The organism is Streptacidiphilus rugosus AM-16, assembly GCF_000744655.1.
In the GTDB taxonomy this organism is placed as follows: Bacteria; Actinomycetota; Actinomycetes; order Streptomycetales; family Streptomycetaceae; genus Streptacidiphilus; species Streptacidiphilus rugosus.
In genome coordinates this window covers 2,000,321-2,014,809 of the sequence record NZ_JQMJ01000004.1, presented here as the reverse complement: position 1 = coordinate 2,014,809, position 14,489 = coordinate 2,000,321, and the positions used below count along the sequence as shown (strand labels likewise).

At 73.2% G+C, this 14,489-nt stretch carries 14 protein-coding genes and 1 riboswitch; of the genes, 5 read left to right on the top strand and 9 right to left on the bottom strand.

Annotation, left to right across the window (positions count from 1 at the left end; all coding sequences use genetic code 11):
- Positions 1 to 23 precede the first annotated feature (23 nt).
- Positions 24 to 503 (bottom strand): bacterioferritin, encoded by a 480-nt coding sequence (gene bfr, locus BS83_RS18260; protein ID WP_037604819.1) that lies wholly within the window; start codon positions 501 to 503, stop codon positions 24 to 26.
- A 141-nt stretch (positions 504 to 644) separates the two neighbouring features.
- On the opposite strand from bfr, the gene BS83_RS18255 reads away from it, so the two are divergent.
- Together BS83_RS18255 and BS83_RS18250 are read left to right on the top strand one after the other, a co-directional pair.
- Complete coding sequence (locus BS83_RS18255) at positions 645 to 1,280, top strand: sulfite oxidase-like oxidoreductase (protein ID WP_037604818.1); 636 nt, start codon at positions 645 to 647, stop codon at positions 1,278 to 1,280.
- A gap of 51 nt (positions 1,281 to 1,331) precedes the next feature.
- Positions 1,332 to 1,901 (top strand): GNAT family N-acetyltransferase, encoded by a 570-nt coding sequence (locus BS83_RS18250; protein WP_063774189.1) that lies wholly within the window; start codon positions 1,332 to 1,334, stop codon positions 1,899 to 1,901.
- Here BS83_RS18250 and BS83_RS18245 read toward each other — a convergent pair.
- The 5 genes from BS83_RS18245 to thiO form a co-directional block, all read right to left on the bottom strand.
- A complete protein-coding gene (locus BS83_RS18245; RefSeq protein WP_037604817.1) occupies positions 1,885 to 2,502 on the bottom strand; it encodes a GNAT family N-acetyltransferase in 618 nt (205 codons plus the stop codon). The genes BS83_RS18250 and BS83_RS18245 overlap by 17 nt on opposite strands.
- Before the next feature lie 14 nt (positions 2,503 to 2,516).
- Positions 2,517 to 4,490, bottom strand: coding sequence for a Stk1 family PASTA domain-containing Ser/Thr kinase (pknB, locus tag BS83_RS18240; RefSeq protein WP_037604816.1), 1,974 nt, complete (start codon positions 4,488 to 4,490; stop codon positions 2,517 to 2,519).
- 96 nt (positions 4,491 to 4,586) lie between these two features.
- Positions 4,587 to 5,381 (bottom strand): thiazole synthase, encoded by a 795-nt coding sequence (locus BS83_RS18235; RefSeq protein WP_037604815.1) that lies wholly within the window; start codon positions 5,379 to 5,381, stop codon positions 4,587 to 4,589.
- Positions 5,382 to 5,386: 5 nt separating this feature from the next.
- A complete protein-coding gene (gene thiS, locus BS83_RS18230) occupies positions 5,387 to 5,608 on the bottom strand; it encodes a sulfur carrier protein ThiS (RefSeq protein ID WP_037604814.1) in 222 nt (73 codons plus the stop codon).
- The gene (thiO, locus tag BS83_RS18225; RefSeq protein ID WP_037604813.1) at positions 5,605 to 6,807 is read right to left on the bottom strand and encodes a glycine oxidase ThiO; all 1,203 of its coding nucleotides are present in this window, start codon (positions 6,805 to 6,807) and stop codon (positions 5,605 to 5,607) included. The genes thiS and thiO overlap by 4 nt, the downstream gene beginning before the upstream one ends.
- A riboswitch (TPP riboswitch) is annotated at positions 6,802 to 6,913 on the bottom strand. (Overlaps the previous gene by 6 nt.)
- 24 nt (positions 6,914 to 6,937) lie before the next feature.
- On the opposite strand from thiO, the gene BS83_RS18220 reads away from it, so the two are divergent.
- Entirely contained in the window at positions 6,938 to 8,107 is a 1,170-nt protein-coding gene (locus tag BS83_RS18220; RefSeq protein WP_037604812.1) for an NAD(P)/FAD-dependent oxidoreductase, read from the top strand.
- A gap of 175 nt (positions 8,108 to 8,282) precedes the next feature.
- Here the strand turns inward: BS83_RS18220 and BS83_RS18215 are convergent, their stop codons facing one another.
- Positions 8,283 to 8,468 carry a hypothetical protein gene (locus tag BS83_RS18215; protein ID WP_037604811.1) on the bottom strand — a complete coding sequence of 62 codons (186 nt, stop codon included), beginning with the start codon at positions 8,466 to 8,468 and terminating at the stop codon, positions 8,283 to 8,285.
- Positions 8,469 to 8,608: 140 nt separating this feature from the next.
- Between BS83_RS18215 and BS83_RS18210 the strand changes: the two genes are divergently transcribed.
- Both BS83_RS18210 and BS83_RS18205 read left to right on the top strand, forming a co-directional pair.
- Positions 8,609 to 9,439: an enoyl-CoA hydratase family protein gene (locus BS83_RS18210; protein ID WP_037604810.1), complete on the top strand. Its 831-nt coding sequence runs from the start codon at positions 8,609 to 8,611 to the stop codon at positions 9,437 to 9,439.
- Positions 9,440 to 9,483: 44 nt separating this feature from the next.
- Positions 9,484 to 11,766, top strand: a complete 2,283-nt coding sequence (locus tag BS83_RS18205; RefSeq protein WP_051943268.1) for a bifunctional salicylyl-CoA 5-hydroxylase/oxidoreductase — start codon at positions 9,484 to 9,486, stop codon at positions 11,764 to 11,766.
- 225 nt (positions 11,767 to 11,991) lie between these two features.
- Here the strand turns inward: BS83_RS18205 and BS83_RS18200 are convergent, their stop codons facing one another.
- Both BS83_RS18200 and BS83_RS18195 read right to left on the bottom strand, forming a co-directional pair.
- Positions 11,992 to 12,849: a PaaX family transcriptional regulator gene (locus tag BS83_RS18200; RefSeq protein ID WP_232248405.1), complete on the bottom strand. Its 858-nt coding sequence runs from the start codon at positions 12,847 to 12,849 to the stop codon at positions 11,992 to 11,994.
- Positions 12,850 to 12,859: 10 nt separating this feature from the next.
- Positions 12,860 to 14,482 carry an AMP-binding protein gene (locus BS83_RS18195; RefSeq protein ID WP_037604808.1) on the bottom strand — a complete coding sequence of 541 codons (1,623 nt, stop codon included), beginning with the start codon at positions 14,480 to 14,482 and terminating at the stop codon, positions 12,860 to 12,862.
- Between the last annotated feature and the right edge of the window lie 7 nt (positions 14,483 to 14,489).

The window sequence follows — 14,489 nt, the reverse complement described above, 5'->3', positions numbered from 1 at the left end:
GCCCGACCGGGTCCTGTTTCTGCTCAGCTCTCCGGCTGCTCGATCAGCTGTGCGATGTAGAGCGGCTCGCCGAGCTGCTCCAGCAGTTCGAGCTGGGTGTCGAGGTAGTCGATGTGGTGCTCCTCGTCCTCCAGGATGTGCTCGAAGATGTTCGCCGAGGTGACGTCACCCTTGGCCCGCATCACCACGATGCCGCGCCGCAGCCGGTCGATCGCCTCGACCTCGATCTGCCGGTCCGCCTCGAACATCTCCTTGACGGTCTGGCCGATGCGCAGGTGGAAGAGGCGCTGGTAGTTGGGCAGGCCGTCGAGGAAGAGGATCCGGTCCGTGAGGATCTCGGCGTGCTTCATCTCGTCGATGGACTCCGAGCGGGTGAACTTCGCGAGCTTCGTCCAGCCGAAGTTCTCCTGCATCTTGTAGTGCAGGAAGTATTGGTTGATGGCGGTCAGCTCGGCGGTCAGCTGCTCGTTCAGGAACTCGATGACCTCGGGGTCGCCCTGCATGGCTCCGCCCTTTCTCTCCCGTTACGTCCGGTTTCGAGGCATCGTTCCACTCGCGGTCCCGCGAATCCAGCAAGGTCACCCTCAGATGTCGCGGGGCACGCCGTGGTGAGAGCCGATGCGAGCATCTGTCACCATTGAGCCATGGGTCAGTCCGAAAACGAGCAGGCAGCAGCTTCGGAGGCCCAGCAGCTCCTGCCCCCCGGGCAGCGGCTCCAACGTGGGTGGCCGGTGCTGCACTACGGACCGATCCCGCGCTTCAAACCGGCGACCTGGGAGTTCCAGATCTTCGGCGCGACCGCCGACGGCGCCAAGCACAGCTGGAACTTCGAGCAGTTCACGACGCTGCCGAGGGTCGAGGTCAGCGGCGACTTCCACTGCGTGACGCGGTTCAGCATGCTCGGCAACCGCTGGGGCGGCGTCGCCGCCGCCACCGTGCTCGACCTGGTGCCCCCGGCCCCCGAGGTCACCCACGTCATGGTCTGGGCCGAGTACGGCTTCAGCTCCAACCTCCGTCTCGCCGACTTCGCCGCCCCCACCTCGGTGTTCGCCACCCACCGCAACGACGAGCCGCTGACCGTCGAACACGGCTTCCCGGTCCGCCTGGTCGTCCCGCCGCTCTACGCCTGGAAGGGCCCCAAGTGGGTCCGCGCCGTGGAGTACATGACGGCCGACCGCCGCGGCTTCTGGGAGGAACGCGGCTACCACAACCTCGGCGACCCCTGGCGCGAGCAGCGCTACACCTACCAGGAGGAGCCCGGCGACGGCCCCGTCGCCTGAGCCGCGCATAAGCGTTTGCCCGTCGACCTGCGGTGCAGGCAGGATCACCGGATGGAACACGCCGCCGAAACGCTTCGCCATGACCGGGTCGTCCTGCGCCGTTGGCGGGCCGACGACCTGGACGCGCTCGTCGGGCTCATCGAGGGGTCGCTCGACCGGCTGCTGCCCTGGATGCCGTGGGCGGTCGGGTACACGCCCGAAAGCACCGTCGCGTACCTGGCCGACTGCGACGAGGAGTGGCGCTCCGGCGAGGCGTACAACTACGCGATCCTGGACGCCGACGCACCGGAGGACCGCCCGCTCGGCTCCTGCTCGATGATGGCGCGGATCGGTCCCGGCGGCTGGGAGATCGGCTACTGGGTGCACCGGGAGGGGTCCGGCCGGGGGCTGGTGACCATGGCCGCCGCGGCGCTGACCCGGCAGGCCTTCGCGCTGCCGGGCACCACGCACGTGGAGGTGCACCACGACGCCGACAACCACGCCAGCGGGGCGGTGCCGCGGCGGCTGGGCTTCTACGAGGCCGGGCGGAAGCCCGAGGGTGAGCGGATCACGGTCGTCTGGCGGGCCGCCAGGGAGGCCGCCGAGCAGGCGCCCTGGTGGGGAGTCAGCGCCCGAGGGTGAAGCCCGAGCCGGGCCAGGGCCCCGGGGTCTCGCCCAGCGGCTGCTCGGCCGTCTCCACGCGGACCCGCTCGAAGCCCCGCGCCTCGTAGGTGCGCAGCGCGGCCGGGCCGTCGAGCGAGCAGGTGTGCACGGTGACGCGTCGGGTCGCGGGCAGCGCGGGATGGCGGTCCGCCAGGTCCCAGGCCCGCCGCAGGCCGAGGTCGAGCAGATGGCTGCCGAGGCCGCGGCCGATGAAGGCCGGGAGCAGGCCGAAATAGAGCACCTCGACCTCGCCCTTCGGCGCCCCGGCCTCACCACGCGGCTCCAGCTGGACGTACCCGGCCGGGCTCCCGGAGACCCAGGCCACCCAGGTCTCCGCGCCCTCGACCGCGAGCGCCGTCGCCCACTGCTCGTAGCTCCAGCCCAACCGGTCGGTCCAGTGCCAGACCCCGCCGACGGCTGTGTAGAGGAACCGGGCGAACTCCGGGCCGATCGCCTCGGCGCGGACCACGGCGAGGTCGAGCCCGGCCGGCGCGGGCACCGGCTCCGCCAGCAGGGCGTCGGGCGAGGTCTGGGCGAGATGCCAGGTCGTCACCGTGGCCCGTGCGGTCGGCTGGATCATCGTCGTCCCGCTGCTCAGTACAGCCAGATGGTGACGGTGCTGCCCTGCGGGGCCTGGCTGTTCGCCGAGGGGTTCTGGCTGTGCACCGTCGGCTTGCCGAAGAGCGTGAAGCCGAGCGAGCGGACCTTGAAGCCCGCGTCCTCCAGCTTCTTCTTCGCCGCCTTCTCGCTCAGGCCGGTCACGTCGGGAACGTCGATCTGCTGCTGGCCCTTGGAGATGGTCAGCGTGACGGTGACCCCCTGCTGGGCCTGCCCGCCCGGCGGGTTCTGCGAGGCGACCGTGCCGGCGTCCTGGTCGGAGAAGACCTGGTTCGGGTCGAGCTTCACCTGGAAGCCCTTGCCCTGCAGGTCGGCCGTCGCCTGGTCGACCGACTCGCCGGTGACGTCCGGCAGGTCCACCGGCTGCGGGCCGGTGCTGACCAGCAGGTCCACCGTCGTGTTCGGGGCCACCTGCGAGCCGGCCCCCGGGCTGGAGCCGATCACGGAGCCGGCCGGGACCGTCGCGTCGCCCTGCTGCAGCTCCCTGCCGACCACCAGCCCGGCCTGCTGCAGCGCCGTCCGCGCGGCGTCGACGGACTTGCCCGCCAGCGAGGGGATCGTCGGACGCTGCGCGCCCTTGGAGACGTCGACCGTGACGTCCGCGTTCTTCCTGACCCTGGCGCCGGGGCCGGGATCGGTGCTGATCACCGAGCCCTTGGGCACGGTGGGGGAGAAGTCCTGCTTCAGGCTCACCACGAAGCCGTCGTGCTCCAGCGTCTGCACGGCCGTCGCCTGCGGCTCGCCCAGCACGCCGGGCATGCCGGTGTAGAGGCCGCCGTTGAGCGCCCAGGTCAGCCCGGCCACCAGCAGCGCCAGGACCAGCACCAGGCCCGTCGGCAGCATCCAGCGCGGCCGGCGCCCGCCGCGCTCCCGGCGCGGGACGGCGACCGGCGGCGGCTCGGGCTGCTCACGACGAGGCATCACCAGGTCCGGCGGCAGCTGCTGCAGCATCGCCGGGTCCATGATCGAGGTCCGCTCCACCGCGGGCAGTCCCGGGGGCGGCCCGGAGGGCAGCATGGTGGTGGCCGACTGTCCGTCGGCGCCGCTCTGCTGCTGCGGCAGCGGATGCGGTTCCGCGTCCAGCTGCTCCGGCGTCAGTTCGCGGCGGACGCGCTGGAGTGCGGCGAGGAGCTCGACCGCGTCGGCGGGACGCCAGGAGGCGTCCCGCGCGGTCGCGGCCGCCGTTATGGCGTCCAGCTGCGGGGCGAGGCCCGGCACCGCGGCGGACGGCGGCGGCACGTCCACGCTGAGGTGCTGGTAGATCACGTGCATCGGGTTCTCGCCGGTGTGCGGCTTCGAACCGGTCAGCATCTCGTAGAGCATCACGCCGCAGGCGTAGACGTCGGTGCGCGGGTCGGCCGCGCCGCTCTCGATCTGCTCGGGGGCCAGGTAGGAGACGGTGCCCATGACCTGCTGGCTGGTGGCCGCGGTCTGGCCGTTGACGGCGCGGACCAGCCCGAAGTCGGCCACCTTGACCCGGCCGTCCTCGGTCAGCAGCACGTTCTCCGGCTTGACGTCACGGTGGACCAGCCCGGCCCGGTGCGCGGCTCCGAGCGCGGCGAGCACCGGCTCGAGGATGTCCAGCACGGTGCGGACGCTCAGCGCGCCCCGGTCGCGCAGCAGGTCCCGCAGGGTCCAGCCGGGCACGTACTCCATGGCCAGGAAGACCGCAGGCGGGGCGGACCGGTGGTCGTCGCCCTGGTCGTAGACGCCCACGACGTTCGGGTGCGAGAGCCTGGCCACGGCCTTGGCCTCGCGGATGAACCGCTCGACGAACTCGGGGTCGGACGCGAAGCCCGGGTGCATGACCTTGAGCGCGACCACCCGGTCCAGTCGGGTGTCCACGCCCCGGTACACCGTGGCCATGCCGCCGACGGCGATCCGCTGCTCGACCCGGTACCGGTCGTCGAGCAGGCGCCCGATGAGGGGGTCGTGAAGCGTGGTGTCCATCCCACGGAGTGTACGGGGCGGGGGTGTGCCGCTCCGCACGGCGGAACCATCCGTCTCCGAAAAGTAAGGATTGGCGGCCTATGGCGCGGGTTGGGATCAGAAGGCAGGGGCCTCAGGGTCGAACGTGGCCCGGCCCTCCATCGGGGAGGACGCCTCGGCGTGGAAGCGGCGCGGGATCCTGCCCGCCCGGTACGCCAGCCGGCCCGCCTCGACCGCCCTGCGCATCGCGTCGGCCATCAGCGCCGGCTCCTGCGCGCGGGTGACCGCGGTGGCGAGCATCACGGCCGCGCAGCCCAGCTCCATGGCCAGCGCGGCGTCGGAGGCCGTGCCCGCGCCCGCGTCCAGGATGACCGGGACGTTCGCCCGCTCGACGATGAGCTGGAAGTTGTGCGGGTTGCGGATGCCCAGGCCGGAGCCGATCGGCGAGCCCAGCGGCATCACCGCGGCGCAGCCGACGTCCTCCAGCTTGCGGGCCAGCACCGGGTCGTCGTTGGTGTAGGGGAGGACCACGAAGCCGTCGTCGACCAGGGTCTCGGCGGCGTCCAGCAGCTCGATCGGGTCGGGCAGCAGGGTCCGCTCGTCGGCGATGACCTCCAGCTTGACCCAGTTCGTGCCCAGCGCCTCGCGGGAGAGGCGGGCGGTCAGCACGGCGTCCCCGGCCGTGAAGCAGCCGGCGGTGTTCGGCAGCACGGCGATGCCACAGCGCTGCAGCACCTCCAGGACGGAGCCGCGGGCGGCCGGGTTGATCCGGCGCATGGCGACGGTGGTCAGCTCGGTGCCGGAGATGCGCAGCGCGTTCTCCAGCACCTCCAGGCTCGGGGCGCCGCCGGTGCCCATGATCAGGCGGGAGGAGAAGGTGCGGTCGGCGATGGTCAGGACGTCGTCAGCCATGGCGGTCAGCCTCCCTGGACGGCGGTGAGGATCTCGACGCGGTCGGCGTCGGCGAGCGTGGTCCCGCTCCAGGCGCTGCGCGGCACGACCGCCTCGTTGACGGCGGCCGCGACCCCGCTCGGCGCGGTGCTCAGCTGGGCCACCACCTCGGCCAGGGTCGTCCCGTACGGCACGGAGCGCGGCTCGCCGTTGACGGTGAGGCGGAGGGGGGTGCTTGCGGCGGTCATCGGGAGAGCTCCAGCGGAACGGGGGTGTCGAGTCCGGCGAACCGGTCGGGGGTGAAGGGGGCCGCCTCCGGCGGCAGGCTGCCGGTGGCCAGCAGCTCCGCGATCGCGTCGCCGGTGACCGGGGTCAGCAGTACGCCGTTGCGGTAGTGGCCGGTCGCCGCGACCAGGCCGGGCAGCGCGGTCGGGCCGAGCAGCGGCGCGTTGTCGGGGGTGCCGGGCCGCAGGCCCGCGCCGGTCTCGACGAGCGGCAGCTCGGTGATGCCCGGCAGCAGCTCGTGCGCGTCCCGCAGCAGCTCGTAGACGCCGCCGGCGGTGACCGTCGTGTCGAAGCCCTGCTCCTCCGAGGTCGCGCCCAGGACCAGCTCGCCGTCCGCGCGCGGGACCACGTAGATGTGGCAGCCGCGCACGACCGCCCGGACGTTGCGGGAGAGGAACGGCATCGGCAGCGGGCCGCCCTGGAGGTTCGTCATCCGCAGCCGCAGCACCTGGCCCTTGACCGGACGCAGCGGCAGCCTGACCTCCGGCGGCAGGCCGGGCAGCTCGCCGGACCAGGAGCCGGCCGCCAGCACGGTCTGTCCGGCGGTGAGCCTGGCCCCGTCCTCGGCCAGCGCCCCGACGGCCCGGCCGTGCTCGGTCAGCAGCGTCGCCGCGCGGGAGGGGTGCAGCGTCACGCCGGCCCGGCGGCAGGCGGCGAGCAGCGCGGTGCCGAGGCGGCGGCCGTCGACCTGGTGGTCGTCGGCGACCAGCGTCCCGCCGCGCACGTCCGGCGCGAGCATCGGCTCCAGGCGGCGGCACTCGCGCCCGGTCAGCCACTCCGTGGCCAGCCCGAGCCGCTGCTGGAAGGCGTGCACCTCGCGCAGCTCGGCGCGGTCGTCGGCGTCGAGCGCGACGGCGAGCGTCCCGCAGCGGCGGTAGCCGGTGTCGAGACCGCCGGCGGCCTCGGTGAGCTCGGCGACGAAGTCGGCGTAGCGGGCGTTGGAGGAGATCCCGAGACGGAGCAGCGGCTCCTCGCCGTACTGCAGCTCGGTGACCGGCGCGAGCATCCCGGCGGCGACCTGGTTCGCGCCGTGCCCGGGATCGGGGTCGAGGACGGTGACCGTCAGGCCGCGCTGGGCCGAGCGCCAGGCCACGGCGAGGCCGATGATGCCGCCGCCGACGACCAGGACGTCACTCGCGGCCGCTTCGCGTGTGCGTGCCAAGGTTGCTGCACTCCCTTCGCCGGCATGACCCGGATCAGGTTCGGACGGTCGGAGGCGCCCCAGCCTCCCTCTCAGCCCGGTGCTCCGGGCTCCCGTGTCTACTTCTCGACCCACTCTATACAGTGGCCGAATGGCTGTTGTGATCGTCGGGGCCGGGATGGCCGGGGTGCAGACGGCGGTGGCACTGCGGGAGCAGGGCTACCAGGGCTCGCTGGTCCTGCTGGGCGCGGAGCGGCACCCGCCCTACGACCGGCCGCCGCTCTCCAAGGACGTGCTGCTGGGCCGGGCCGAGCACTCCCGCTTCGAGATCGACTTCGCGCGCCTCGGCATCGAGCTGGCCCTCGGACGGCGGGCGCTGTCGGTGGACCTGGAGGCGCGGCTGCTGAAGACGGACGCCGGAGACCTCGGCTTCGAGCAGCTGGTCCTGGCCACCGGCGCGGCCCCGATCGCGCTGCCCGGTCAGCCGGAGTCCGCGTTCCTGCTGCGCACGCACGACGACGCGGTCGCGCTGAAGGCCGCGCTGCGGCCCGGCACGCGGGTGGCGGTCGTGGGCGCGGGCTGGATCGGCGCGGAGGCGGCGACGGTCGCGCGGCAGCTGGACTGCGAGGTCACCGTGGTCGAGGCGGCCCCCTCCCCGCTGGCGGGCGCGCTCCCCGCGGAGCTGGGCGAACGCACCCGTGCCTGGTACGAGGCGGCCGGGGTGCGGCTGCTGACGGGCGCGGCGGTGAGCGGCATCGCGCCGGACGCGGTGCTGCTGACCGACGGCAGCCGGGTTCCTGCGGACGTGGTGGTCGTCGGCATCGGCGCCCGTCCCGACAACGGCTGGCTCGCCGGCTCCGGCATCGCCCTCGACGACCGCGGCGCGATCGCGACCGACGCGCGCTTGCGGGCGGGCGGAATCCCCGGCGTCTACGCGGTGGGGGACTGCGCGAGCTTCCCCTCGGCCCGCTACGGCCGCCGACTGGCGGTGCACCACTGGGACAACGCGCTCCAGGGCGCGCGGGTGGTGGCGGCCAACCTGCTGGGCGGGGAGCTTGCCTACGACCCGGTGCCGTACTTCTGGTCCGAGCAGTTCGGGCACATGGTCCAGGTCGCCGGCCACTGGGACGCGGGCGACGAGTGGGTCGCCCGCGGCGAGGACGCCGTCCTCTGGCTGCGCGAGGGGAAGCTGGTCGCCCTGCTGGCCGTGGACCGGCCCCGGGATCTGGCCCAGGGCCGCAAGCTGATCGACTCCGGCGCACGGCTCGACGTCGCCAGGGCGACGGACCCGGCGATCCCGTTGAAGTCCGCACTCTCCTGAGGTCGCACCTCTTCAAGGGGCGCCGGCGAGGCACATCTCGACAAAGGGTGAGTTGCCACACCAGGGGCGCGAGGAACTGCGCGACAAGCCACCCAGGTGGTGGGCCCTGAACGAGCAGGGCCATCCGCACACGGTCGTTGCTCGCGCAGTTCCTCGCGCCCCTGAAGCGTCGTCGTTACGCGACTCGGCGGTTGCCCGGGGCTTCGTCCTCGTTGCCGAGCGGGCGGCCCGCCATGACGGCGATCGGGGCGAGGGCCAGCGTCGGCAGGACGACGGCCAGCGCGGCCAGCGTGCTCGGCGAAGTGATCCACTCCAGCACGCAGACTCCGGCCAGGGCCACCGCGATCAGCGCATAGCGCATGCTCAGAACTCCTTCGTACGCCTGTCTGACTGCAGTATGCCTGAACCCTCCCCCCGCGCCACCGTTCCCCCTGTCCGCAGGGGCTGCGACGGCATATCGTGTTCGTGACGCCAGTCGCCATCAGGGGAGGTCGCCGCATCATGAGTCCGTTCCGAGGATCCGTTCCCTTCACCGAGGACTGGCGGCACTTCCGTCTCGGTCGCGACGAGGCGGGCGTGCTGACGGTCACCCTGGACCGGCCCGACAAGCTCAACGCGCTGACCTTCGACTCCTACGCCGACCTCCGCGACCTGCTCGCGGAGCTGCCGCAGCGCGGCGACACCCGGGCGGTCCTGCTGCGCGGGGAGGGGCGGGCCTTCTGCTCCGGCGGGGACGTCAACGAGATCATCGGCGCCACGCTCGCCATGCGTCCCGACGAGCTGCTCGACTTCACCCGGATGACCGGCCAGGTCGTCCGCGCGGTCCGGGAGTGCCCGATCCCCGTGATCGCGGCGATCCACGGCATCGCGGCCGGGGCCGGGTCGGTGCTGGCGCTCGCCGCCGACTTCCGGGTGGTCGCCCGCTCCGCGCGGTTCGCCTTCCTGTTCACCAAGGTCGGTCTGGCCGGCGCGGACATGGGCGCCGCCTACCTGCTGCCGCGCCTGGTCGGGCTGGGCCACGCCACCAAGCTGCTGATGCTCGGCGACACCATCGACGCCGCCACCGCCGACCGCTACGGCCTGGTCAGCGAGCTCGTCGAGGACGAGGAGCTCGACGCCGCCGCCGGCGCGCTCGCGCGCAGGCTCGCCGAGGGCCCGGCCTTCGCGCTGGCGCAGACCAAGGCGCTGCTCACCCAGGAGCTCGACATGAGCCTGGCCGCCTCCGTCGAGCTGGAGGCGATGACCCAGGCGCTGCTGATGAAGAGCGCCGACTACGCCGAGTTCCACGCCGCCTTCACCGGCAGGCGCCCGCCGAAGTGGCAGGGGCGGTGACAGCGCATAGCGCTGTCATTACGATGGTCGGGTAGGCGCTATGGATGTGCTCTGAGCTGACGAGGGAGGCGGCCTTGCGGATCGCGGTGATCGGCGGAGGTCCTGGCGGGCTCTACTTCGCGGCGCTCGCCAAGCGGCAGGATCCCGGCCACGAGGTGACCGTCTGGGAGCGCAACGCGGCCGGGGACACCTTCGGCTTCGGCGTCGTCCTCTCCGACGAGACCCTGGGCGGCATCGAGGAGGCCGACCCCGAGCTCTACACCGAGCTCGCGGCCGGCTTCGCCCGCTGGGACGACATCGACGTCCACCTCCCCGACGGCCGGGTCTTCACCTCCGGCGGCCACGGCTTCGCCGCCACCAGCCGCAGGCGGCTGCTGGACACCCTCCAGGCCCGCTGCCGTGCCCTCGGCGTCGACCTGCGCTTCCGCACCGAGGCCCCGCCCGCGGCCGAGCTGGCCCGGACCCACGACCTTGTCGTCGCCGCCGACGGCGTCCGCTCGCGGACCAGGACGGCGGGCGCGGAGGTCTACCGGCCGACCCTGGACACCCGCCGCTGCCGCTACATCTGGCTCGGCACCGACCTGGTCTTCGACGCCTTCCAGTTCCACGTACTGCGCACCGAGCACGGCGTCATGCAACTGCACGGATACCCCTACTCCGCCGACGGCAGCACGGTCATCGTCGAGATGCGCGAGGACGTCTGGCGACGGGCCGGGCTGGACCTGCTGGACGAGCAGCAGTCCATCGCCGCCTGCGAGAAGCTTTTCGCGGACGCGCTGGGCGGCCACGCCCTGCGCGGCAACGACTCGCGCTGGATCGCCTTCGCCACCGTGCGCAACGCGGTCTGGCACGACGGGACCACCGTGCTGCTCGGCGACGCCGCCCACACGGCCCACTTCTCGATCGGGTCCGGCACCAAGCTCGCCATGGAGGACGCGCTGGCCCTGGCGGCGAGCCTGCCCGGCGCCGCCTCCGTGTCGGAGGCGCTGACCGCCTACGAGACGGAGCGGCGCCCGGTCGTCGAGTCGACGCAGCGTGCGGCCCAGGCGAGCCTGGAGTGGTTCGAGAACCTGGACCAGTACCTGGAGCAGCCGGGCTGGCAGTTCGCCTTCAACCTGCTCACCCGCAGCCGCCGGATCACCTACGACAACCTGCGGCTGCGCGACCCGGGCTACGTCGCCGCGCTGGAGACCGAGTTCGCCGGACCGGGCGCGCCGACGGGCACGCCGCCGATGTTCACGCCCTTCAGGCTGCGCGGACTGACGCTGCGCAACCGGGTCGTGGTCTCGCCCATGGACATGTACTCCGCCGAGGACGGCCTGCCGAACGACTTCCACCTGGTCCACCTCGGCGCGCGGGCGCTCGGCGGCGCGGGCCTGGTGATGACGGAGATGGTCTGCGTCGCGCCGGAGGCGCGGATCACCCTCGGCTGCACCGGCCTCTGGTCGGACGAGCAGCAGGCCGCATGGGGCAGGATCGTGGACTTCGTCCACGGCAGCAGCGGCGCGGCGATCGGCCTCCAGCTCGGCCACGCCGGGCGGAAGGGCGCGACCCGGCTGATGTGGGAGGGCATGGACGACCCGCTGGACCAGGCGGACGCCTGGCCGGTCGTCGCCCCCTCACCGCTGGCCTACCGGCCCGGCCTCGGCCAGGTCCCGAGCGAGCTGACGCCCGCCCGGTTGGGCGAGCTGCGGGAGCAGTTCGCCGCGGCGGCACGGAGGGGCGCGGCGGCCGGCTTCGACCTGCTGGAGCTGCACTGCGCGCACGGCTACCTGCTCTCCTCCTTCCTCTCCCCGCTGACCAACCACCGGACCGACGCCTACGGCGGCTCCCTGGAGGCGCGGCTGCGCTGGCCGCTGGAGGTCTTCGACGCGATGCGGGAGGTCTGGCCGGAGGACCGCCCGATGACGGTCCGCGTCTCCGCGACGGACTGGGCGGCGGGCGGCAACGAGGTCGACGACGCGGTGGCCATCGCCGCGGCGTTCACCGCGCACGGCGCGGACGCGATCGACGTCTCCACCGGCCAGGTCGTCTCCGACGAGCGCCCCGCCTACGGCCGCTCCTACCAGACCCCCTTCGCGGACGCGATCCGCAATCGCGTGCGCGTGCCGGTGGTGGCCGTGGGCGCGGTCTCCTCCTGGGACGACGTCAACTCCCTCATCCTGGCCGGCCGCGCGGACCTCGTCGCGCTGGGGCGTCCGCACCTGTACGACCCTGCCTGGACGCTGCACGCGGCAGCGGAACAGGAATGGTCCGGCCCGGGCGTGGACTGGCCCCTCCCGTACCGCGCCGGCAGCCGCCGCCCCCAGACGGGCCGCAAGCAGTAGCAAGGGCCCGCCAGGCCACAACGGAGGGCCAGTTGCACTCACCCAGGGGCGCGGGGAACTGCGCGACAAGCCACTGACACGCGGATGGTCCTCAGCGCGCAGGGCCATCCGCACAGGGTGGTTTCTCGCGCAGTTCCCCGCGCCCCTGTTGCGGCTGATCACCGCTCGCAGGATCCGCGCCCCTGAGGCACTGCCTGGTTTCTCGCGTGCAGATGCCGCGCGCGCCTATCGGCTGACCGCTGTTCGGACGAAGTCCGTGGCCGACTGGCGGAGGCGGGAATCGAGGTCCTGGAAGACGCGGGCGGCGCGGAGGCCGGGCCAGGCGGAGGGGAGGAGTTCAGGGGGGAGGCCGGGGTCGAGATACGGGAGGCGGCGCCAGCTGTCCAGCGCGCGGAGGTGGTCGGCGAAGGCCTCGGGGAGGGCGGCGGCGCCGCGGGCGCGGTTCCACCGGGTCAGCACCGGCTCGTGGACCTCCAGGAAGTCCTCGTGGCAGCGCGCCAGCGCGGGCAGGTCCCACCAGCGGCGGACCGACTCCGTCGTCGCCTCGAAGGCGAGATGCTCGGCCCGGAAGAGATCCGTGTAGCGGTCCAGCTTCAGGCGGGTCAGGTCGTGCCGGGTCTCCTCGTAGAGATGCGCGGGCGCGATCCACACGCCCGGCGCCGCGACGCCGAAGCCGAGTCGGGCCAGCCGCGAGCGCAGCACATGCCGCTGCTGCCGTTCGCTCTCCGGCACGGAGAACAGCGCCAGCACCCAGCCGTCCGCCAGCCTCGGGGCGCGGGTCGCGTAGATGCGGCGGTCGCCGTCGGCCAGCAGCTCCCGCGCCGACTCCGACAGCGCGTACCCGGCGACGCCCCCCAGCGGCTCCGGCACCAGAAAGCCGCGCCGCTTCAGCCGGGAGACGGCCGACCGCACCGGCTGCTCGTCCACGCCGAGCGCGGCGAGCAGCCGGATCAGGTCGCCGACGGCGATCCAGCCGCCGAGGTCGCGGCCGTGCGCGCCGAAGAAGGTGACGAGCAGCGAGCCCGGCGTGTGCTCGCGTGCGGAGCCGGCGGACTCCTCCTCGGCGGTCATGCGGGTGGTCATACGGTCAACTCTAAAGATCAGTCGCCCGCAGTCGGTACCGCTGCAGCTTGCCGGTGGGGGTGCGCGGCAGCGCCTCACGGAACTCGACCTGACGCGGGTACTTGTAGGCGCTGATCGCGGACTTCACGAAGTCCTGCAGGCCCTTCGCCGTCCCCTCGTCCGCGGGGACGCCCTCCGCCAGCACCACGAAGGCCTTCACCACCTGCCCGCGCGCCTCGTCGGGAACCCCGATGACCGCCGCCTCCCGCACGTCGGGGTGGCGCAACAGGGCCTCCTCGACCTCGGGGCCCGCGATGTTGTACCCGGCCGAGATGATCATGTCGTCGGCCCGCGCCTGGTAGCGGAAGCGGCCGTCGGGGTCGCGGACGTAGGTGTCGCCGGTCAGGTTCCAGCCGTCGTGGACGTAGTCGTGCTGGCGCGGGTCGTCGAGGTAGCGACAGCCCGTCGGGCCCTGGACGGCGAGCAGACCGGGCGTGCCGTCGGGGACGTCCGCGCCGGTCGCGGCCTCCACCACGCGGGCGCGGAAGCCGGGCACGGGCAGGCCGGTGACGCCGGGTCTGGCGTCATCGTCCGCCGCGGAGATGAAGATGTGCAGCAGCTCCGTCGCCCCGATGCCGTTGATCAGCGGCAGCCCGGTGCGGTCGTGGAAGGCCTCCCAGGTCGCGGCGGGCAGGTTCTCCCCGGCCGAGACGCAGCGGCGCAGCGAGGAGAGGTCGGCCCCGTCGGCGTGGTCGAGCAGGACCCGGTAGGCGGTCGGCGCGGTGAACAGCACGCTGACCCTGTGGCGCTCGATCGCCGCGGGGAGCGCGCTGGGGGAGGGCTGTTCCAGCAACAGCGCGGACGCGCCGACCCGCATCGGGAAGATCACCAGGCCGCCCAGGCCGAAGGTGAACCCCAGCGGCGGCGTCCCGGTGAAGACGTCGTCCGGGGTCGGCCGCAGCACGTGGGCGGAGAAGGTGTCGGCGATGGCCAGCACGTCGCGGTGGAAGTGCATGCAGCCCTTGGGGCGCCCGGTGGTGCCGGAGGTGAAGGCGATCAGGGCGACGTCGTCGGCGGAGGTCGCGACGGCGGGGAAGGGGGCGTCGGACTGCTTGGCCGCAAGGGTGAGCAGGTCGTCGGGGGTGGAGCCGCCGTAGGGGACGACGGTCAGTCCTGGGGCGTCCACGGCGGTGAGCTCGTCGAGGAAGCGGGCGTCGCAGAGCGCGTGGCGGACCTCCGCGATCTCGACCATCGTGGCCAGTTCGCTGCGGCGCTGCGCGGCCAGCACCGTGACCGCCACCGCGCCCGCCTTCATGACGGCCAGCCAGCAGGCCACCAGCCAGGGCGTGGTGACGCCGCGCAGGAGCACCCGGTTGCCGGGGACGACGCCCAGGTCCTCGGTGAGCACGCGGGCGATCCTGTCGGTCTGCGCGCGCAGCTCGCCGTAGCTCCAGACCTGGCCGTCCTCCAGCCGCAGGCAGGGACGGTCGGGGCCGAGGGCGGCGATGGTGGCGTCGAGCAGTTCGGCTCCGCAGTTGAGCCGGTCGGGATAGTGCAGCTCCGGCAGGTCGAAGCGCAGCTCCGGCCACGCGTCGGCGGGCGGGAGGTGATCGCGCGCGAACGTGTCGACGTGCGCGGAGGGGAGCAGGTGCATGGCGGGT